Below are 20,726 nucleotides of genomic sequence, written 5' to 3' on the forward strand. Positions count from 1 at the left end.
AAGCCAATTTATTTCTTTTCTTCTTTTCGATTCTCATTATCCCTGTCGTTATCCTTTTTCTCTTCTTCATCAGGAAGTGGATCGATTTTATGCTTATAACCATATCCTTTTGATAAAGTGACCAAAGATAAAATAATAACCATTGCAACCACAATGACTGAAACAACAATTACTGCAATATAGGATCCCATGGTATACCTCCATCATTTCTTCTTATCTTCTATCCTATTAAACTATACATACCTTTTCAATAAATTTCTATTCCCCCGCTAAAAACGATGATTTTGAGTTATATAGAGCTTAAGCAATTATATTGCCGTATATATTGGTATTCTTAAGTTATTTCCCAATCATGCCATTAAACGGCAGTTAAAACAAATTCTTGCTAAAATATGCCGTTTGAGAATCTTTCCCTTTCTCTGTAACATATTTGTTATCTTATGTTGATTTCATGTAATATTCTTTTTTTAGAATAGCGGCATTGTTAATCAGCATTTTTTATTATCTATTAATCTTGTAAGGGGGAGCATTTAGTTGAGAAAAAAAATAATACTTATTGGCCTGACACTGTTTCTATCGCTGCTGGCTGCCTGCGGAGGATCAGATAATGGTTTAGAAAGCATCCAGGATTCCGGCACGGTTGAAGTCGGTTTCGCTAATGAATCACCTTATGCGTATGAAGAAGACGGTGAATTAAAAGGAGCAGCCGTTGACATTGCTACAGCAGTTTTCGCTGAGCTTGGCGTTGATAATGTAGAAGGTAAATTATCCGATTTTGGAGAACTTATTCCGGGGTTACAGGCAGGACAGTTTGATGTTGTCACTGCAGGCATGGCTATCCAGCCGGACCGCTGTGAAAATGCACTGTTCGGCGAACCGGAAATGGTATATGGTGAAGGACTTGTTGTCGAGGCCGGCAACCCATTGTCTATTGAAAGCTACGAAGATATTGCTGATAACCCGGAGATAACAGTAGTTGTTATGGAGGGTGCTACAGAAGTTGAATTTCTAAAATCTGAAGGTGTAGCTGATGACCAGATCATTACTGCATCTGACATTCCCGCAACCTTCTCTGCTATTCAGGCAGGACGCGCTGATGCAACAACTGGCACGGAAATGACAGTACGGATGGCTTTTGAATCTGCAGACACAGAGGATTTAGAGATTATCGAAAGCTTTGAACAGCCAGATATAGATGGTGTACCAAGCTATGGAGCCGCTGCATTCAGTCTGGAAAACGAAGAGCTTCGTGATGCATACAACGAAAAACTAGAAGAGTTAAAAGAAGATGGCACTGTTGCAGAATTATTGGAACAAAATGGATTTCATCCGGAAAGCAATTTTGTTGAAGCAGGTTCTGTAACAGCAGAACAGGTATGTCAGGGTGAATACTAATCTTGAAAGTGGATGAAACAGATATTTTTCAGACTCCATAGGGCGGTTCCTTCACGCAAGGAGCGCCCTATCTTTCTTTTTTAATAGAAAAATAGAAAACAAGACATCCCATTTATCCTGCACATAACGATTATGAAGGAGGTATTTACCATTAGTGCAATATTAGAAATTGCCCCGCAGTTATGGCGGGGTGTTCAAATAACTGTATCCATATTAATTGCTGCTGCACTATTTGCGTATATCATGTCATTTATAGCTGGACTGTGTCGGCTTTCCAATAATTTTATATTACGAAAATTGACCGGATTTTACGTAGAAGTATTTCGCGGGACATCCTTGATTGTTCAATTATTCTGGCTTTACTATGCTATCCCGATGTTATTCGGGATTAACCTGGGTTCCAATTGGTGGATTGGTGTCATTGCAATTGGCTTAAACTATGGCGCATATCTTTCAGAAGTTGTCCGCAGCTCCATTTTATCTGTAGTACAGGGACAGTATGAAGCTGCAACTGCGTTAAATATGTCTTCTTTTCAAAGGATGCGCCTTATTATTTTCCCACAGGCAGTACGTATGATGCTTCCTGAATTCGGTAACTATACGATTCAAATTTTAAAGGGGACCTCTCTTGTTTCTTTAATTGGCTTAACGGATATTTTATATTACGGAGATGTGATGCGAAGCACCAGCTTATCCTTATCACCATTGATTTATCTCACTGCACTTGTATTCTATTTCATTTTGGCACTTCCGTTAATTTTCCTTACCAGGAAGGCTGAAAAAATTGCTAAAAAGGGGGTAGCCAGCTGATGAATCTGAATTATTGGAACTGGGATACGTTTTTTGATGCGTTACCAGTGATATTACAAGGACTTGGAATTACGATTGGGTTGACGATAGCAAGCTATCTCTTTGCCTTGATTTTTGGTTTCTTATGGACATTCCTGCGTCGTATTCCAAATCGTTTTATTTATTTTATTATTACTTGGATAATGGAATTTATCCGTTCTACTCCTCCACTTGTCCAGTTATTTTTCATTTATTATGCGCTGCCGGTGATACCTTATATTGGTATATCTCTCCATCCATTCGCTTGTGCTGTATTGGGACTTGGTATACACTTTAGTACGTATATTGGTGAAATTTATCGTTCCGGAATTGAAAATGTGGATAAGGGACAGTGGGAAGCTTCCACCGCATTGAATATTTCCACATGGGATAAATGGCGAAAGATTATTTTGCCACAGGCGATTCCGCCAACCATTCCGATGCTTGGAAACTACTTTATTATTATGTTTAAAGAGGTGCCGCTCGCATCTACCATTGGAGTAGCGGGAATAATGCTGCTTGCCAGATCATATGGTGCCGAAAACTGGTCCTACCTTGAGCCGTTAACTATTGTAGGAATCATTTTCTTAGTATTAAGCTATCCTTCTGCAGTGTTGATAAAAAAGGTAGAGAATCGATTTAATAAAAAATTCAATAAAAATCAAATTATAAAAGACAAAGGAGCAATGCAATAATGGCCGAACCAATCGTTACCTACAAAGATGTTCATAAATCTTTTGGCGATGTAGAGGTGCTGAAAGGAATTGATTTAAATATATATCCGGCTGAAAAAGTTGCTGTCATCGGCCCTAGCGGCTCCGGGAAAACAACGATTATCCGGATGCTGATGACATTGGAGCAGCCGACCGCCGGTGATATTATCGTCGATGGGCATAATCTGTGGAAAATGGAGAAGAACGGAAAAATGGTCCATGCTAATGACAAACATCTGCGCTCTATTCGCGGGGATATTGGAATGGTGTTTCAGCATTTCAATCTGTTTCCACATATGACCATTTTAGAAAATTGTATGACGGCACCGATTCATGTCAAAAAGGAAGAAAAAAGCGATGTAAAAAAACGCTCGATTGAAATGCTTGAACGGGTAGGACTAGGTGATAAACTGGATAACTATCCAAACCAGCTTTCCGGAGGTCAGAAGCAGCGTGTAGCAATGGCCCGAGCGCTTGTAATGCGGCCGAAAATTATGCTGTTTGATGAAGTTACCTCTGCACTCGACCCAGAACTTGTCGGTGAAGTGCTGAATGTTATCCGTGATATTGCAGAAAATGATGATATGGCAATGGTTCTTGTCACACATGAAATGGACTTTGCCCTGGATATAGCGGATAAAGTACTCTTTTTAGATGAAGGGGTTATCGCAGAGCAGGGAACAGCAAGTGAGGTTATTGAGCATTCCAAAAATCCTCGTGTTCAATCTTTTCTGCAGCGTTTTAGAGGATAAGAGAAAAATAATTATTACTCCCCAGCCAAATTTTATGGCTGGGTTTTGTATGTTTTGTATGTCCTATAACTTGAGAAAAATAGCTGACTCTTTCTTAAGAAGCCTCCGCTAACTCTGTTTGATGTTTGTCCTCATATTTTCGTGCCCAGCGGACAAGCAGATATGCAAATGGCGTATCAACCGCTGCAACGGTAAACTTCCATATATATTGCGATACAATCATTCCCAGTAAAACGGCTGTCGGAACCACGCCCCAAAAAGCAATGATAATAAACAGAACGGTATCAAAGAGCTGACTGGTCATCGTGGATAAATTATTACGCAGCCACAGCTTTTTCCTTCCATGCCGCTGTTTTAGAGTATGAAAAATCGTAACATCCAGATGCTGGCTGACAAAATAGGAAACCAGGCTGGCCAGGATTATCCGGAAGCTCCCGTTGAAAATTTCTTCAAAAGCAGGCTGCGATTGAAAATCCGCTGCCGGTGGAAGCTGAATCGAAATATAGATGAATACCATGGCAAGCACTTGTGTTAAAAATCCGGCCTGGACCGTTCTCCGGGCTGCTTTCTTTCCATAAACCTCACCAATGACATCCGTCATCAAATAAGTGATTACATAAACAATTGCTGCGGCGGGCAATACAATACTACCAATTTCAAATAATTTAACTGACAAAATATTCGACAATAATAACAGGCCAACAAAGATGGCGGTAAAATAAATATACATTATCCTCTTCCCTTCTCTCCAAAGGTTCAAGGACCTAACGTTTCCCTCTATCGGTTATCTACCTTTTCCGGATACATATCATGCTGCATTAGCCGGTTTTCTGCCATCTTTTCAAATTTTGTCCCCTGTTTTCCATAATTACAATATGGATCAATGGAGATTCCTCCGCGCGGTGTAAACTTCCCTCTCACCTCAATATAACGGGGGTTCATCAGCTCAATTAGATCATTCATAATGATATTGACACAGTCCTCATGGAAATCACCATGGTTCCTAAAACTGAATAAATATAATTTTAAAGATTTACTTTCTACCATTTTAATATCAGGAATATAACTGATATAAATGGTTCCAAAATCGGGCTGATTTGTCATTGGACAAAGTGTTGTAAATTCCGGACAGTTCAGCTTTACAAAATAATCCCGGTTCGGATGCTGATTATCAAACACCTCTAAAATCTCTGGTGTATAATCAAATGCATATTTCGTCTCTTTATTCCCCAGCAATTCAATTCCCTGAAGATCCTTTTCACTTCTTCCTGCCATTGCTGCTCACCTCCTTTTAATGTTTTAAAAACAAAAAAGCCATGCTCCCAAGGAACATGGCTCGATAATCGCAAGTTGTCCTTAGTTTTTTATAGAGGGTTAACGCTAAGAACCTCTGCCTATTGGTTAAAATAACACTTCATATTATAAGAATGAATAATATGATTGTCAATCTTTCTTTTTATATGAAGAAGCTTCCAGCATTTTCTTTTACACCCAGAACTAACTTCATTATCCTATTCCTCCATATCCTCACCAATAATCCGCACTTCCCGCTCTAACTGCACAGCAAATTTCTCTTTCACTGTTGCCTGCACAAATTGAATTAATGAAATATATTCGGATGCTGTGGCATTATTTTTATTGACAATAAAGCCGGCATGCTTCGTAGAAACCTCCGCTCCGCCAATCTGGTGACCTTGAAGATTACTGTCCTGAATCAGCTTTCCTGCAAAAAAACCGGGCGGACGTTTGAACACACTGCCGCAGGATGGATATTCCAATGGCTGCTTGGACTCTCTTTTATATGTAAGATCATCCATTACTTCTTTAATTTCTTCTTTGCTTCCAGGTTTTAGAGCAAAGGTTGCTTCTAAAACGATATAGCCGTTATCCGGGATATTACTTGTGCGGTAACTGAGATCCAGCTGATCCGCAGTTAATGTCAGCAGCTCTCCATCTTTCGTTACAACTACTGTGCTTTCCAGCGCATCTTTAATCTCTCCGCCGTACGCACCTGCATTCATATACAGAGCTCCCCCGACAGAGCCTGGTATTCCACATGCAAATTCCAGTCCTGTAAGCTTTTCTTCCAAAGCAAAGCGGGAGGCATCAATAATTCTTGCTCCGCTTTGAGAGATCACCTTATCCCCGTCTCTCCAAATGGACGCCAGTTGTTGAAGGTTCATAACAATTCCCCTGATTCCGCCATCCTTCACAATTAAATTAGAACCATTTCCCAGCATTGTAAACGGCACATTTTCCTGGTTGGCAAAACGGATAATTGCCTGGACTTCCTCATAAGAAGATGGTGTGATATAAAAATCTGCTGCACCGCCTAATTTTGTATACGTATGTTCTCTTATCGGCTCATTGATTAATACATTTTCTTTATCTGTATGTTGAATTAATTGATCATAGAGATGATGGTATTTATTCATGCTATCATTCCTTTAATTTGATGAATCCTATACTATTGTAGTTGAATCCAATTAATCTTGCCACAAAAAGCTATAAATCAATTTATCAATTTGCTGGCTTTCATGCATAGCGCTGTGTGTCAGCTGTGGATCATCAATGATTGTCTCTTTATAATTTTGTTCCGGTATCATATTCCTTAGCGTTTTTACACTTTCTGGCACAGCAACAGTATCTCCTGTACTGGCTATACTGTACACATTAACATCTGCCGGAAACATATTCTCCCGCAGTACATTTAAAGCGCGGGAATCGGGTTTTAAGTCATTTGCAGCTTCATCCTGATGTAACTCAAAATAAGCTTCATTATAAATACCATCAAACGGACTGCCGATTGCAACAAGCTTATTTACTGTTGGATAACCATTCAGCGGATACTCCATCGTATATTTTACTGCCAGAATACCGCCCATAGAATGGCCAACCAGATTAACCTCTTCCACACGATAATTTTCCTTTAAGTGGAGAAGCACATTCGCAACCCATTCTGTACTGTCCTGGAAGCTTGCACGGTTGTCTTCCAGAACAATCTGGACAAACGTCGGCGCGTATCTCCCCTTATTTAAATTATAATCAATGATATTCCCGTCCTTTTGAACATAGTAAACAAAACCCTTATTTCCCCATTGATACGTATTTTCAAAGCGGTCAAGCATATACCCAAATGAATTTTCCGTACCCTTGTAACCATGTATAAAAATAGTCGGTGCGCCGGTATACTCTTCTGCCTGTGTTTGATTCTGCTGATAAAAATAAAAACCAGCAGCAATACCGGCCACAATTACTATACTTAAAACAAAACCTGCTATCTTCTTACTCATGTATTTCGTTCCCTCGATTTCTTTTATAAATCTGTGTTTGTATCATTGTCAAAAATACATAGCTATTATAACATCCTTATCTTGTTAAGACACCTTTTCAGATGAAGAAAAATTGCAGGCTTGTCCTAACTCGAACCGCGGGCGCAATTACGCATCCCATCAAAAATATACGCTGTCATGCTATTTTTTGCAGTACAAAAAAAGCAAATAGAATCTGCTTTTATAAACAGCATTCTATTTGCTTTCAATCATTAATGAGCAATCAGTTCATGAACAATCTCATCGGTATCTAAATCAGATGGATAATATGTCGGCCAATTATCCATTTCCTCTAATAAGTCGGCATTGTCATCTCCCATATACAAATGGAAGTGCCATGATTCACCAGGAGCAATTGCATGGTCGCTGAATTGAATATACGCCGGAAAATGTTCATCTGCTTCTCCCTCTAATTTGAAAATATAGCGGACTCCACGGTTTCCAGCCTCATATTCAAGAATTTCATAGCTGTCATAAGCGTACGTTCCTGTGTACTTTTCCCCGTTTTGGTAAAAAGTGATTTCATCTCCGTCGATAACGATACGCTCTATATCTGTTTCGTAGCCGGTGGTATAGTAATCTTTATATTCTTCTGCTGTCATATCGTCGCTATCTTCTGCTTTATGCTCAAATACTTCATCTAAAGAACCATCCTCTAAATATGGATAGATGGACTGCCAGTCACCTTCCCAATCAGTCAATGGACGATCTTCTACCTGCTCGTCTTCAAAATATCCTTCATAGATTTGCTGACTCTCTTCATCATCTCCATGATGGTGATGATGTCCATGTTCATGATCGTCGATTGTAATTTGCGTTACAGGAGACTTGGCAACAGGCTCATGATCCTCATCATAAAGAACTGCAATAACCTCCTGTCCATCTACTTCTGCATCGCCAATATAAGAGTCCTCATACTGGTCTTCTGCCACTGCCCATTCCTCTTCAGAAGAATCGCGTATGTACCAATGCCAATGATCCAAGTCCTCTTCTGTTACTGCTTCTAACTTAAAGACATCGCCTGTATGGTAATGGTCGGATAAACCTTCAATTTGTATATTTTCTGGTACATCATCAAAGGAAACAGCTTCGTCCCCGTGTTCGTGATCATGCTCTTCCTCATGATTCCCTTCAGCCTCTTCCTGATTGTCTGTTCCTTCCTCCTGGCTGTCTGCTTCGTCATTTCCCGATTGACAGCCGGCTATAAATAGAAAACTAAATAAGCCTAAAATAATTCCTAATTGCCAAAACTTCTTCATATAGACGCTCCTTTCATTATACGTAATGATTACGTTTCGTAATGATTACGATTTGAATTATACATAGGTGCCTATTAATGGTCAAGAGATTTTTTACCTTTTTAAAAATACAAATTTATTTCTAATAGATTTACAAGGTTAATTACATGCTAAGGAGGATTGATATTTTTATAAAAATTTTTATCCAAGGTATTGATGACGACGTAACGTCATGTGATTTAATGATAATGAGGAGGTGCTATCGTGGAAAAAGAAAGCAGATTTTCAATCGGTGAAATCTCCAGGCTTACCGGTGTCACCGTCCGGACGCTACAATATTACGATAATATCGATTTAGTTCCACTGGAGAAAGACGAAGAAAATGGAAGAAGATACTACAAGGAGTCAGATTTAACAAGACTGCAGCAGGTTTTATTCTACAAGTCTTTAGGGTTAAAAATTAAAGATATTAACAAGCTGCTGGAAGAAACCACCAAGGCAAAGCAGCTTATTAGCGTATTGGAAAAACAAAGAGAGGTCTTCTACTATAAGCTGCATGATATCAAAAGTAATATTGCTATGATTGAAGCAAGTCTCGCAGGAATGAACGAAAATGAATCACTTCCTTTAGGAAACCTCGTGCAATTAATTATCTCTTTAAACAAGGACACTATCTATCAATATAAAGATGTTGCATTTGACAAAAAAGCAGAAAATACCTTTATGGAGCATTATCAGAATTGGGAAGAGGTTTTAGAAATATATTGGAATTGGAAAGCGCTTATACTGGAAGCTGTTGCTCACATACTAAACGATATTGAACCGGATAGTAAGCAGGGGCAGGCTTTCGCAAAAAAATGGATAGAGATGGTTGTAAGTATTTCGGAAGGAAATCAGGATTTACTCGCAGCGCATAAGAATTCCTACAAAAACCGGGAACAGTGGCCGGAGGAAGATCATCGGCTGATGGATTTTACAGATTCGTTTATCGATAAGTCTGTAGACTACTATTTATCCTCTGGCAAATCTGATGTTTGGAGGAATAAAAATGATTGAAATGAAAAATTTAACGAAAACCTTTAAGGGGAAAATCTCTGTAAATCAATTATCACTGGTTATTCATCCCGGCGCTGTAACAGGCTTTTTAGGCCCTAATGGCGCAGGGAAATCAACAACGATGAAAATGATTTTGGGATTAATGAATCCGAGTGAGGGGAGCGTAACAATTGATGGACAGAGCTATAAAGAGCTAAAGCAGCCTATTTCCAAAGTAGGAGCCTTAATCAACGGGAATGCTGTAAACCCACAATTAACTGCAAAACAGCATTTAGAATTAATTGCTGCAGCAAGCGGTATCCCCAAAAAGCAAGCAGAAAAAATGTTAAGGACAACAGGATTGGAAAATGTAAGGCACAAGCAAGTCCATACATTCTCCTTAGGAATGAAACAACGCTTAGGGATAGCGACTGCACTTTTAGGCAATCCGGAAACAGTTATCTTAGACGAACCTTTTAATGGATTGGATGTAGATGGCATTCATTGGTTACGTGAATTAACAAAGAAGCTGGCACAGGATGGAAAAGCAGTACTAATATCCAGCCATCTGATGAGTGAAATGCAAATGATAGCAGACAGAATGATTATTCTTGCTCAAGGAAATTTAATTGCAGATATGACAGTAACTGAACTGGCAGAAAAAAGCCTCGGCTCTTATGTGAAAGTAAGTTGTGAAAATAACGAAGAATTAATATCCTTATTAACAGAAAAAGGTGCGGATATCAAACAAAGTAAAAATGAAGAATTGCATGTTCACCATTTGGAGATGAAACAAATTGGGTTGCTGGCAAAGGAAAAGAATCTGGCTTTATACGAATTAACCAAAATACAGCCTTCATTAGAACAATTATTTGTAGAATTAACAGAAGATAAAATGGATTACGTATCGGCCGGCACTCCTCCTGGGAAAGGGAGGAAATTAAAATGAAAAATATTATTCAAGCTGAACATAAAAAAATTTTCTTTCTTCGTTTTTCAAGAGTATATTTACTTTTTACAATTGGAATCAGTTTAGTAGCAGGATTTATTTTTTCCGTAACTACCCATGTTACACAAGGAAGATCCATCACAGATTTATCCGTCCTGGAGGTGGTTTCAGCAAATATGCTGGGGATGGATTTAGCCAGTATTCTGCTGATTATTTTTACAGGATTGTCTGTATCCAGAGAATTTACTGCAGAAACGATTTATTCCTCTTTGGCTGTCGTTCCAGATCGAAAAAAGTTTTTTATGGGAAAATATATAACCTTTTTCCTCCTGTCTATTGTACTGAGTGTGCTGCTTATTACTCTCATTTATTTAAGCAGTCAAATCATTCTAATGATGAATAATATGGATGCTGCAAATCTTGCAAATACTGATATCAGACAATTTGTTCTGGGCATAATGGTGATGCCGGTGTTTTATTGCCTGCTTACCGTTGCAGCGACTATTTTTTTCAAGAGCAGCGGGGGAGGTATGGCTTTCTCCATCATTGTTATGGCAGTTCCGGCACTTATTAATATGTTTCCAGATACCGTTCAAAAAATATTGCTGCCATTTATGCCTCAGTCAGCAATACACAGTTTATCTGGTACTGCTGCTGAAGGATCCTTTGAAGCATTGGGAACTGGCACGAGTATCGGTCTGTTATTACTTTGGTTAGTAATTACAGCTCTGATAGCCATTATTTCATTTCAAAAAAGGGATTTTTAATTTATTATATAGAAAAAGAAAATCTAAAGCAGCCCTGATCAACTATCAAAGTCAGCTTTAGATTTTCTTTTTCCTATTATTATTTAACAACCAGTACTTTACACTGTGCCTGATGAACAATTTGACTGCTGACACTTCCCAGGAAGAATCTTCCTACTCCTCCCAGACCCCGGCTGCCCAGAACAATCAATTCTATTTCATTTTCTTTCGCATAATCAATTAATTGTGAAGCTGGATTACGGAAGGTATAATCCATCAGAATATCTGCTTTACACGCAATCCCTGCTCCTACTAACTCCTCACGAATACTTTCAATAGCAGGACGGGCCTCTTCGGCCAAATCATTCATAAAACTGCGGGCAAGAGCTACATTTACAGTTGGCCCGCCATTCGAAATAACGGTTACGACATGCAGCACAGCGTCCTCCGCAAGCTTCACCTGTTTTTTTGCTTCTTCTACTGCTTTTCTGCTAAGGTCGGATCCGTCATAAGCTACTAAAATATTAAAACTCATTACTATTCCTCCCCAATTCATATTTTCTTCCTATTTATATCGTAACATCTCCCTTTAAAAAGTTTACAGATTTATAATAATGTTGAAAAAGCGTCATTATTTAATGGAATGATATTGAACCTCTTCTCCATTGATACTGCATATATAGGAGAAACCGGCATCTGTCAGTATTTCCTTTGCTTCCTTAAAATGAGCAGCAATTTCTTTCGGGCGATGTGCATCCGATCCTAAAGTGATAATCTCTCCGCCAAGCTCATGATATATCCGCAATATATTTTTACTTGGCAGCGGAGCATCCATGCCGTATTTATAGCCGGACGTGTTTAACTCAATTCCTTTACCTTCTGAGATAACCAGTTTTAATATTTCTTCGATGATATCCGTCGGCAGGTGCTCCAGTCCTCCTGACGCATATCTGCTGACTAAATCAAGATGCCCCAGAATATGATAATTTTTAAAATTCTTTAAGCACGCATAGTATTCTTCAAAATAAACACGGTACGCTTCATCGATGGTTCTATCCTCAAAAAATTCACCTGAGTGTAAATCCTGTCCATTCGTTGCATGCATAGAGCAAATGATAAATTCCGGATTTAACCGGTCAATAAATCCGGATGTTTCCTTTAGCACATGCGGCTGTACACCAACTTCAATCCCTTTGCGTATTTGAATTTTATCTTTATATTTCTCCCGTAAACCTTCTAATTTTTTTTGATAAGCTTCCGGATCAAAACTGAAATCCCATTCCTCATCCGGATAGTCCACATCTAAATGCTCGGTAAATGCAATTTCTTTAAGCCCTTTTTTAATCGCTTCCTGAATCATATCCTCCATTGGTGCTTCACAATCTGCCGAGAAGGTTGAGTGCATATGAAAATCATACATAAAAGTTGAACTCCTTTCATTGACTTTTTTTCTGAACATTATTATAATACTAAATAACTTTAATTAGATAAAGCACTAAATTAATAAAGCATTAAAAGTATGTGTTCAAAAAGGCCGATAAATAGGACCAAGAAGTTCAAGGCGACGTGCTTTTTACGAACGGAGCGTATGCTTTATAATACGTGAGTAACGTTCTTGGTGGGGCGAGTAATCGCAGTCCCATCGGAAAAAGCACGTCAACGCAGAAATTCACCGAGTCATCTTTATTGGACTTTTTGAACATCCTCTAAAAATAGAAGGAGAATTTTATGAGAAATAAACAATTGCTTCATTCCATGTTCTACCCGAAACAATACGCTAAAAAACGTCATGTTATCCATAAATTAACCAGCCGGTTCTCAAAATTCGGCTATCAGCAGGTAGAAACACCTGTTTTTGAAGATTATGATTTATATAATGATGTCCAGGGAACGGTTAATACAGCTGACATGCTAAAGCTGATTGATCCATCTGGAAAAGTGCTTGTCCTGCGTCCGGATGCAACCATTCCAATCGCCAGGCATTATACCAACCTGCAGGAGAAGGTGGCATCCGGACGTCTGTCTTATGTGCTCGATATTTTTCGTTCAACTTTAGAGGAACGTTCCCGTACTCAGGCAGGTGTCGAGCTGTTCGGAGAGCGTACACCTGAAGCAGATGCTGAACTGATTGCATTAGCTGTTACAAGTTTAAAAGAATTAGCCATTCCTTCTTTTAAAATAGAAATTGGCCATGCGACTTTTTATAAAGAATTATTACGTGAAGCTGACCTTAATGCCATACAGCAAAAACAGCTTGATCAGTATATTCAATCCAAAAACATTTCTGAAATTGTTCCTTTTCTAAAAGACTTGGATCTGAATGCTTCTCTAATTGAAAAAATCCGAAAAATTCCTATGTTATATGGTGATGCAAGTCTTGTTATCGATGAAGCAGAGAATATTATCACAACAGACCGCATGCGGGAAGAGCTGGACTATCTGTCTCAAGTTTATCAGCTTCTCAAAGACTATCAAGTTGATTCCTACATTTCAATTAACCTTGGGCTGATTAACCATATGAATTATTATTCAGGGATTATATTTCAGGGATTCGCAGAAGGCCTGGGACAGCCAATTATGATGGGAGGACGCTACGATTATCTGAGCCGCTCCTTTTACCAGGAAATGCCTGCCATCGGATTTGCCTTTGAGATTGATTTGCTGGTTAACTTACTCTCCGCTGCTTTTATAGAAGAAGAGATTATCGAGCTTCGTTATGAACCTTCTGAACGCCAGCGTGCATTTCAGCTTGCTGAAGCATTAAGAGCTGAAAATTATACAGTCGTTGCCAGAATCGCCAAAGAGAATAAAGAACTCTCCGATTCACCGGAGATACTCGTAAAATTCGAAAAATTAGTATATAGTAAACAAAAACAGCTGAAGGACTTCAAAACTGATCAGGAATTACTAGATTGGTATTTAAGAAAGGACGTTGAATGATGCAGCCAGTTACCATCGCTTTAGCAAAAGGACGTCCTGCTAAGCAATCCATTGATTTATTAGAAGCAGCAGGAATCCATTTTGAAGATTTCCATGAAAAGACACGCAAGCTTGTTTTTTTCAATAAAGACAAGACACTGCGCTTAATATTTTTAAAAGGGATGGATGTCCCGATTTATGTAGAAAAAGGTGCGGCCGATATCGGTATTGTCGGAAGAGATAATATTATCGAAACAGAAGCAGATGTTTATGAAATCCTTGATTTAGGGATTGGAAAATGTAAATTCTCTGTCGCCGGAAAAAAAGGGACCTCCCTTCCTGATAATCAATCTTTGACGATTGGCACCAAATATCCGAATATCGCTAAAAACTTTTTTGATAAACGCAATCAGACGATTGAAACCGTACATCTCAATGGCTCCGTTGAGCTGGCGCCATTGATTGGTCTTGCGGATTATATCGTTGACATTGTCGAGACAGGAAATACGCTGCATGAAAATGGATTGGAAATACTAGCAGATATCGAAACTATCAGCACGAAATTCATTGTGAATAAAGCAAGCTTTGTAACACGTTCAAAAGAAATTCAAGACGTATTAAAAAAATTGGAACAGGTTGTGAGTGAGGAAAATGCAAATTCTCCGTTATGAAACATATAAACGAAATTTAGCAAATACAGAAAAAGCAACGCAAACGATACAACAAAATTTAGATGAGCAGGTTTTAGAAATTATTCGCGCTGTGCAAAAACGCGGTGATGAAGCAGCACTTGCATATACTAAGAAATTTGATAAGGCTGATATCTCCTCCCTCCCCGTCTCAGAGGAAGAGTGGAATAATGCTTTTAACAGGATAAAAACAGAACAGCCTGCCCTTTTTGAGGCATTAACAGCTGCTGCTGAAAATATTCGGCAGTACCAGCAAAAAACAAAAGAAGATGGCTTTCAATTCAGTCCGCAGCCAGGTATTCGGCTGGGGCAAAAAATTACACCGCTGGATCGTGTCGGTGTCTATGTACCAGGAGGAAAAGCCAGCTATCCCTCAACTGTATTGATGGATGTTATTCCAGCTGTCGTTGCCGGTGTAGAGCAGGTTGTCATTACTACCCCGCCCCGCCCGGATGGAAGCCTGGATCCTGCCGTTCTTACAGCAGCAAAAATTGCCGGCGCGACCGGTGTTTACAAAATCGGTGGAGCACAAGCCGTGGCTGCTTTAGCCTATGGAACAGAGAGCCTTCCTAAAGTAGATAAGATTGTCGGTCCGGGAAATGCCTTTGTCGCCCGCGCGAAGAAATGGGTGTTTGGCGATGTAGCCATTGATATGATTGCAGGTCCAAGTGAAATCTGCGCCTTCGCTGATAACACTGTCCCTTCTTCCTATGTTGCGGCTGATTTATTGTCACAGGCGGAACATGCAGAGGATGCCACCTCGATTTGCGTGACTACAGATGCTGACTATGCAGAAGAAGTCCAAAAAGAGGTCGAACGTCAAATTCCATTACTGGAACGTGCGGAAATCATCCGTGAATCCATTCAGGCAAATGGAAAAATTATTATCTGTGATGATGAGGAACAGGCAATCGAGCTAATTAACTCCATTGCTCCGGAGCATCTCCAATTAATGGGAGAAAACGCAGAAGAACAGGTTGAGAAAATCAAGCATGCCGGGGCTATCTTTATCGGGCCATATTCCAGTGAACCCTTGGGTGATTATTTCGCAGGCCCTAATCATACCTTGCCGACAAACGGGACAGCACGTTTTTCTTCCCCGCTTGGTGTATATGATTTCATGAAAAAATCAAGCACCATTCATTATTCCAAAGAACGGCTGCTCGATTATGCAGATACGATTATTACGATTGCAGAAGCGGAAGGCCTTACTGCCCACGCGAATGCTATTCGGATTCGAAAGGAGAATAACCATGCGTCAAGCTGAAAAAGAACGGCAAACAAAAGAAACGAGTATATCTCTTGCTCTTAACTTAGATGGAGAAGGTAAATCTGAATTGAAAACAGGAGTCGGTTTTTTAGACCACATGCTTACTCTCTTCACCAAACACGGTGGACTGGATTTGCAGGTGGAATGCGATGGAGATTTAGAGGTGGATCAGCACCATACGGTAGAGGATATCGGCATTGTGCTTGGCCAGGCATTTAATGAAGCATTAGGAACAAAAGAAAGCATTAAACGCTATGCTACAGCAACAACACCGATGGATGAGTCTCTCTCTTCTGTTTCTATCGATATCAGCGGCCGTTCCTTTTTAGTTTACCGGGTAGACGGCCTTAAGGATAAAGTAGGGAATTTTGATACAGAATTAGTTGAAGAATTCCTGATTGGTTTTACCAGCCACGCAAAAGTAACACTTCACGTCGAGGTTTTGTATGGATCAAATACACATCATATGATTGAATCAATTTTTAAAGGATTGGGACGGGCAATCCGCGAAGCCGTATCCATCGATCCGACAATAAAAGGCGTACCTTCTACCAAAGGGAGTCTGTAACAACGCTTATCTATCTTTTTTAAAGGAGCCCAGCATATGATTGCCATTATTGATTACGGTGCAGGAAATATCAAAAGCCTGCAGTTTGCATTAGATAAATTAGGAAAAACCTCCAAGCTGACCATGGACCCACAAGAAATCCATCAGGCCGATTCCATTATTCTTCCCGGTGTCGGCGCCTTTAAGGATGCAATGGAAGCATTACAACGCTATCAATTAGATACTATTTTGAAAAAAGAGGCAGCAAACGGCAAACCTATTTTAGGAATCTGTCTCGGCATGCAGCTTTTCTATGAATTCAGTGAAGAAAATGGCGGCTGTACAGGTCTTGGCTTCCTTTCCGGCTCTGTTAAACGTATTTCTGACAAAGTAAAGGTTCCACATATGGGCTGGAATATTCTCCAGGCAGATCAGCCCGGCGCATTGTTAAATAATCTTGGGGATAAGCCCTATGTCTATTTTGTCCACTCTTATGCGGTGGATGATCCGGATGAGAATACACTGGCAGCAAGCGCAGATTACGGTGGACGCGTGCCAGCGATTGTACAGGATAAAAATATAACAGGCATGCAATTTCATCCGGAAAAAAGCGGCGATGTCGGAATTGCATTATTGAAAAATTATGAGGAGTCGATTTCATGATTATTTTTCCAGCAATTGATGTAAAGGATGGGAACTGTGTACGTTTAAAACAAGGGGATTATAATCAGCAGACTACGTATAACAACTCCCCTGTGGAAACAGCAAAAAAATGGCAGGAGGCTGGCGGATCCTTCCTTCATATGGTTGATTTAGACGGTGCTAAAACCGGTGATGCAAAAAATAAAGCCGTCATTTTAGAAACCATTCAGGCTTTATCCATTCCTGTAGAGGTCGGCGGCGGTATTCGCTCTTTAGATACTATTAAAGAATATGTAGAAGGCGGCGCTGCCAGGGTTATTCTAGGCACCTCGGCCATCACGGATTGGGATATGCTTACAGAAGCAATCAGGTTATACAGCGATAAAATCGCTGTGTCTCTCGATGCGCGTAATGGCTATGTTGCAACTGACGGCTGGACAAAAAACAGCGATACAAAAGCAGCTGACCTTGCTAAAAAATTGGAAGCAGCCGGTTTACAAACCATTGTATATACAGATATTTTAAAGGATGGCATGCTGCGCGGACCAAATCTCGAAGAATTAAAAGCAATGCAGGAAGCAACCAATATGAATATTATTGCTTCTGGCGGGGTTTCCCAAAAAGAGGATGTTGCCAATCTTCAGGCGCTCGACCTTTACGGAGCTATTATCGGGAAAGCACTGTATGATGGAACCATCCAGCTGGAGGATGTTGTAAAGGAGGATAATCATGCTCGCTAAACGAATTATCCCCTGCCTCGATGTGGATAAGGGCCGAGTCGTAAAAGGAAAGAAATTTCAAGATATCAAGGATGTTGCTAATCCGGTCGAATTGGCTGCACGCTATAACCGGGAAGGGGCAGATGAACTTGTATTTTATGATATTACTGCCTCCAATGAAGAGCGGAATATTTTCTTAGATGTTGTGGAGCAGGTTGCCCGTGAAATCGCAATACCGTTTATGGTCGGCGGCGGGATCCGCACAATAGAAGATATTCACAGTGTCCTTCATGCAGGCGCCGATAAAGTATCCGTGAACAGTGCTGCCGTACAGCGTCCAGAGTTAATTAAGGAATCTTCGGACAAGTTTGGCAGCCAATGTATTGTTCTTTCGATTGATGCAAAAAAAACAGCAGATGGCGATTATCATGTATTCATTAATGGCGGCAGAAAGGACACGGGAATGGATGCAATTGAATGGGCAAAACAAGGTGAAGCACTCGGAGCGGGCGAGCTTGTTATCAATGCCATGGATTCTGATGGTGAGAAGAACGGCTATCAAATTGCATTGACAAAGAAAATTGCAGATGCCGTAAATATACCTGTTATCGCCAGTGGCGGGGCGGGAAAATATGAGCATTTTTCAGAAGTTTTTGCAGAAGGAATTGATGCAGCACTCGCCGCATCCGTCTTTCATTACGAGGAGATTCCAATTCCGGAATTAAAAGAATATTTATCCTCACAAGGAATTCCAATGAGGAGGAGAGCATAATGGAAATTGCAATAAAGTACGATGAAAATGGACTGGTTCCGGCTATCGTTCAGGATTATACAACTGGAGAAGTGCTGACCTTAGCCTACATGAATGAGGTTTCTCTGGTAAAAACATTAGAAACCGGTGAAACATGGTTCTATTCCCGCAGCCGCAAGGAGCTGTGGAATAAAGGAGAAACCTCCGGTAATAAACAGCTGGTTAAAAGGATAAAGGTTGATTGTGATCAGGATGCTTTAGTAGTTCAGGTTCAGCCGTTGGGGCCAGCCTGTCATAAAGGGACAATCACTTGCTTCGAAAATACATTATTAGAAAACGAGAAACCTTTATTCTCTATGATTCATGAGCTTACCGGCAAGATTAAAGACCGCAAAGAAAACCCGCAGGAAGGTGCTTATACTACTTACCTGTTCAATAAAGGGCTGGATAAAATCCTGAAAAAAATCGGGGAAGAATCAACAGAGGTAGTTATCGGGGCAAAAAATAATGATAAAGAGGAATTAACAAATGAATTAGCTGATTTATTATATCACTCGCTTGTCTTAATGGAAAATCAAGGAGTTACTGCTAAAGACATTAAACAGATATTAAATGAGCGTCATATTGAAAAAGAGGGACAGCACCGTGAGTAAATTCTGGAATCCATTAATCAAACAGCTGGAGCCTTATGTTCCAGGAGAACAATTAGATGACCCTGCCATTATCAAATTAAACACAAATGAGAATCCCTTTCCGCCATCTCCTAAAGTATTGGAAGCTATTCAAGAAGAGACTGCAAAATTACAGCTCTACCCTTCCCCTACCGTGGATGATCTTAGAGAGGAAATCGGCAGTTACTATGATTTGAATAAGGATCAGGTTTTTGTCGGTAATGGATCCGATGAAGTGCTTGCTTTTAGTTTTATGACATTTTTTGAACCGGGCAAAACGATAAAATATCCGGATATCACCTACAGCTTCTACCCGGCTTTTGCAAAGCTTTATCAGCTGGATGTCGAAGAGGTTGCTTTAGAGGACGATTTCAGCCTGCCTGTTGAAGCCTTCTTTCAATCTGAGGGCGGTGTTATTTTTCCTAATCCAAACGCTCCAAGCACTCTTTATGTAAAAATGGAGGCAATGGAAGAAATTTTAAAAAATAACCCGGATCAAGCGGTTATTGTTGATGAAGCCTATGTCGATTTCGCTGAAGCTTCCGCTGCTTCGCTGATTGACAGTTATCCAAATCTGCTTGTTGTACAAACCTTATCCAAATCCCGTTCCCTTGCCGGATTACGTGTCGGGTTTGCCTTGGGTCATCCAGATCTGATTGAAGGATTAACCCGGGCAAAGGACTCCTTTAACTCCTATACGATGGATCGGTTAGCGATCGTTGGAGCAATGGAAGCATTTAGGGATACAGCTTATTTTGAAAAAACAAAGCAGGAAATTATTACAGTAAGAGATTATTTTCGTCAGGAATTAGAGAAAAGGAATTTTTATGTCCTCCCTTCTCAAACCAATTTTGTCCTTGCTTCTCCCGCAGATAATGAAGCTGAAAAGCTGTTTACTCAATTAAAGCAGGAGGGTTTTCTTATCCGTTATTTTAATCAGCCAAGGCTGGAAAACTATGTGCGGATTTCAATCGGGACAAAAGAACAAATGAATAAGCTTCTGGAGGCAATTGATAGAATTGTTGAGAAGTAATCTATCTGCTCGAATTAAATAGATTAGCAGAAAGCTGTTAGATATTTCTAGCAGCTTTCTCTACGAAATACTACTTTTTGAACACGCTCTTATACAAAAATTTCATAAAATGGTTGTATAAATTTTCGCAATAATTATAATGAAACTATGACCATACTCACTTTTTGAATATGATCATGCTGCAGAACCTGTAGAAAAGTCCTGGTTTTTATGTATGAAATTAGCATATGCTTATACGTTCACGCTATATCTATTTTAGCTCATATCATTTAAAATCAGCTGATTTAACATGTCAGATTTCTTGAGATGAATCTATTATTTCAATTATTATTAGAATAGATTCCTTTACAGGAATGCAGAAATAAATGAGGTTCCATGGTGGATAATGTACATTTATTAGTTGTCTGACATGTAATGAATGTATCATGAAGAAGATTGATTATCCCGAAATCCCACCAGGGAGAGTTCGCAAACATATCAGATGAGGAGGAGCATAA

General features: G+C 39.8%; 24 protein-coding genes and 1 riboswitch. Of the genes, 16 read left to right on the forward strand and 8 right to left on the reverse strand.

All coding sequences use genetic code 11. From position 1 onward, the window contains the following. Positions 1-8: 8 nt before the first annotated feature. Positions 9-191: a YtzI protein gene (gene ytzI / locus BN1068_RS19150; RefSeq protein ID WP_077604429.1), complete on the reverse strand. Its 183-nt coding sequence runs from the start codon at positions 189-191 to the stop codon at positions 9-11. Positions 192-534: 343 nt separating this feature from the next. Here ytzI and ehuB point away from each other — a divergent pair, with 343 nt between their 5' ends. From ehuB to ehuA, 4 genes are all read left to right on the forward strand, one after another. Then, entirely contained in the window at positions 535-1,395 is an 861-nt protein-coding gene (gene ehuB, locus BN1068_RS19155; protein WP_077604430.1) for an ectoine/hydroxyectoine ABC transporter substrate-binding protein EhuB, read from the forward strand. A 132-nt stretch (positions 1,396-1,527) separates the two neighbouring features. Next, positions 1,528-2,205, forward strand: coding sequence for an amino acid ABC transporter permease (locus BN1068_RS19160; protein WP_077604431.1), 678 nt, complete (start codon positions 1,528-1,530; stop codon positions 2,203-2,205). Further along, positions 2,205-2,918: an ectoine/hydroxyectoine ABC transporter permease subunit EhuD gene (gene ehuD / locus BN1068_RS19165; RefSeq protein ID WP_077604432.1), complete on the forward strand. Its 714-nt coding sequence runs from the start codon at positions 2,205-2,207 to the stop codon at positions 2,916-2,918. Before BN1068_RS19160 ends, ehuD begins: the two co-directional genes overlap by 1 nt. Next, on the forward strand, positions 2,918-3,688 hold the full coding sequence (gene ehuA, locus BN1068_RS19170; protein WP_077604433.1) for an ectoine/hydroxyectoine ABC transporter ATP-binding protein EhuA: 771 nt from the start codon (positions 2,918-2,920) through the stop codon (positions 3,686-3,688). The genes ehuD and ehuA overlap by 1 nt, the downstream gene beginning before the upstream one ends. A 94-nt stretch (positions 3,689-3,782) precedes the next feature. On the opposite strand, the gene BN1068_RS19175 is transcribed toward ehuA, so the two are convergent. From BN1068_RS19175 to BN1068_RS19195, 5 genes are all read right to left on the reverse strand, one after another. After that, a complete protein-coding gene (locus tag BN1068_RS19175) occupies positions 3,783-4,418 on the reverse strand; it encodes a queuosine precursor transporter (protein ID WP_077604434.1) in 636 nt (211 codons plus the stop codon). A gap of 47 nt (positions 4,419-4,465) precedes the next feature. After that, positions 4,466-4,963 (reverse strand): preQ(1) synthase, encoded by a 498-nt coding sequence (gene queF / locus BN1068_RS19180; protein WP_077604435.1) that lies wholly within the window; start codon positions 4,961-4,963, stop codon positions 4,466-4,468. Positions 4,964-5,038: 75 nt separating this feature from the next. Next, positions 5,039-5,085, reverse strand: a riboswitch (PreQ1 riboswitch). Positions 5,086-5,199: 114 nt separating this feature from the next. Then, positions 5,200-6,123 carry a UDP-N-acetylmuramate dehydrogenase gene (gene murB / locus BN1068_RS19185; RefSeq protein ID WP_077604436.1) on the reverse strand — a complete coding sequence of 308 codons (924 nt, stop codon included), beginning with the start codon at positions 6,121-6,123 and terminating at the stop codon, positions 5,200-5,202. A gap of 51 nt (positions 6,124-6,174) precedes the next feature. Beyond that, positions 6,175-6,981 (reverse strand): alpha/beta fold hydrolase, encoded by an 807-nt coding sequence (locus BN1068_RS19190; protein WP_077604437.1) that lies wholly within the window; start codon positions 6,979-6,981, stop codon positions 6,175-6,177. Between the two features lie 251 nt (positions 6,982-7,232). Further along, positions 7,233-8,279 carry a metal-binding protein ZinT gene (locus BN1068_RS19195; protein WP_077604438.1) on the reverse strand — a complete coding sequence of 349 codons (1,047 nt, stop codon included), beginning with the start codon at positions 8,277-8,279 and terminating at the stop codon, positions 7,233-7,235. 243 nt (positions 8,280-8,522) lie between these two features. Between BN1068_RS19195 and BN1068_RS19200 the strand changes: the two genes are divergently transcribed. The 3 genes from BN1068_RS19200 to BN1068_RS19210 are packed head-to-tail and all read left to right on the forward strand — an operon-like array spanning position 8,523 to position 11,009. Further along, positions 8,523-9,314 (forward strand): MerR family transcriptional regulator, encoded by a 792-nt coding sequence (locus BN1068_RS19200; protein WP_175637203.1) that lies wholly within the window; start codon positions 8,523-8,525, stop codon positions 9,312-9,314. Further along, on the forward strand, positions 9,307-10,242 hold the full coding sequence (locus tag BN1068_RS19205) for an ABC transporter ATP-binding protein (RefSeq protein WP_077604440.1): 936 nt from the start codon (positions 9,307-9,309) through the stop codon (positions 10,240-10,242). The genes BN1068_RS19200 and BN1068_RS19205 overlap by 8 nt, the downstream gene beginning before the upstream one ends. Then, entirely contained in the window at positions 10,239-11,009 is a 771-nt protein-coding gene (locus tag BN1068_RS19210; RefSeq protein ID WP_077604441.1) for an ABC transporter permease, read from the forward strand. The genes BN1068_RS19205 and BN1068_RS19210 overlap by 4 nt, the downstream gene beginning before the upstream one ends. Before the next feature lie 79 nt (positions 11,010-11,088). Here BN1068_RS19210 and BN1068_RS19215 read toward each other — a convergent pair whose 3' ends face one another. Together BN1068_RS19215 and BN1068_RS19220 are read right to left on the reverse strand one after the other, a co-directional pair. Then, positions 11,089-11,523: a universal stress protein gene (locus BN1068_RS19215; RefSeq protein ID WP_175637204.1), complete on the reverse strand. Its 435-nt coding sequence runs from the start codon at positions 11,521-11,523 to the stop codon at positions 11,089-11,091. Between the two features lie 96 nt (positions 11,524-11,619). Beyond that, positions 11,620-12,408 (reverse strand): histidinol-phosphatase HisJ family protein, encoded by a 789-nt coding sequence (locus BN1068_RS19220; RefSeq protein ID WP_077604443.1) that lies wholly within the window; start codon positions 12,406-12,408, stop codon positions 11,620-11,622. 308 nt (positions 12,409-12,716) lie between these two features. Between BN1068_RS19220 and hisZ the strand changes: the two genes are divergently transcribed. The 9 genes from hisZ to hisC are packed head-to-tail and all read left to right on the forward strand — an operon-like array spanning position 12,717 to position 20,229. Next, positions 12,717-13,928, forward strand: coding sequence for an ATP phosphoribosyltransferase regulatory subunit (gene hisZ, locus BN1068_RS19225; RefSeq protein WP_077604444.1), 1,212 nt, complete (start codon positions 12,717-12,719; stop codon positions 13,926-13,928). Further along, entirely contained in the window at positions 13,928-14,578 is a 651-nt protein-coding gene (hisG, locus tag BN1068_RS19230) for an ATP phosphoribosyltransferase (RefSeq protein ID WP_077604445.1), read from the forward strand. The genes hisZ and hisG overlap by 1 nt, the downstream gene beginning before the upstream one ends. After that, positions 14,559-15,863 (forward strand): histidinol dehydrogenase, encoded by a 1,305-nt coding sequence (gene hisD / locus BN1068_RS19235; protein ID WP_077604446.1) that lies wholly within the window; start codon positions 14,559-14,561, stop codon positions 15,861-15,863. Before hisG ends, hisD begins: the two co-directional genes overlap by 20 nt. Beyond that, positions 15,850-16,434: an imidazoleglycerol-phosphate dehydratase HisB gene (gene hisB / locus BN1068_RS19240; RefSeq protein WP_077604447.1), complete on the forward strand. Its 585-nt coding sequence runs from the start codon at positions 15,850-15,852 to the stop codon at positions 16,432-16,434. Before hisD ends, hisB begins: the two co-directional genes overlap by 14 nt. 36 nt (positions 16,435-16,470) lie before the next feature. Beyond that, complete coding sequence (hisH, locus tag BN1068_RS19245) at positions 16,471-17,076, forward strand: imidazole glycerol phosphate synthase subunit HisH (RefSeq protein WP_077604448.1); 606 nt, start codon at positions 16,471-16,473, stop codon at positions 17,074-17,076. After that, the gene (gene hisA, locus BN1068_RS19250; protein ID WP_077604449.1) at positions 17,073-17,795 is read left to right on the forward strand and encodes a 1-(5-phosphoribosyl)-5-[(5-phosphoribosylamino)methylideneamino]imidazole-4-carboxamide isomerase; all 723 of its coding nucleotides are present in this window, start codon (positions 17,073-17,075) and stop codon (positions 17,793-17,795) included. Before hisH ends, hisA begins: the two co-directional genes overlap by 4 nt. Then, on the forward strand, positions 17,785-18,546 hold the full coding sequence (hisF, locus tag BN1068_RS19255; protein WP_077604450.1) for an imidazole glycerol phosphate synthase subunit HisF: 762 nt from the start codon (positions 17,785-17,787) through the stop codon (positions 18,544-18,546). Before hisA ends, hisF begins: the two co-directional genes overlap by 11 nt. After that, positions 18,546-19,178, forward strand: coding sequence for a bifunctional phosphoribosyl-AMP cyclohydrolase/phosphoribosyl-ATP diphosphatase HisIE (gene hisIE, locus BN1068_RS19260; RefSeq protein ID WP_077604451.1), 633 nt, complete (start codon positions 18,546-18,548; stop codon positions 19,176-19,178). The genes hisF and hisIE overlap by 1 nt, the downstream gene beginning before the upstream one ends. Beyond that, positions 19,171-20,229 carry a histidinol-phosphate transaminase gene (hisC, locus tag BN1068_RS19265; RefSeq protein ID WP_077604452.1) on the forward strand — a complete coding sequence of 353 codons (1,059 nt, stop codon included), beginning with the start codon at positions 19,171-19,173 and terminating at the stop codon, positions 20,227-20,229. The genes hisIE and hisC overlap by 8 nt, the downstream gene beginning before the upstream one ends. Positions 20,230-20,726: the final 497 nt, after the last annotated feature.

This window comes from Oceanobacillus sojae, assembly GCF_900162665.1.
Classification (GTDB): Bacteria; Bacillota; Bacilli; order Bacillales; family Amphibacillaceae; genus Oceanobacillus; species Oceanobacillus sojae_A.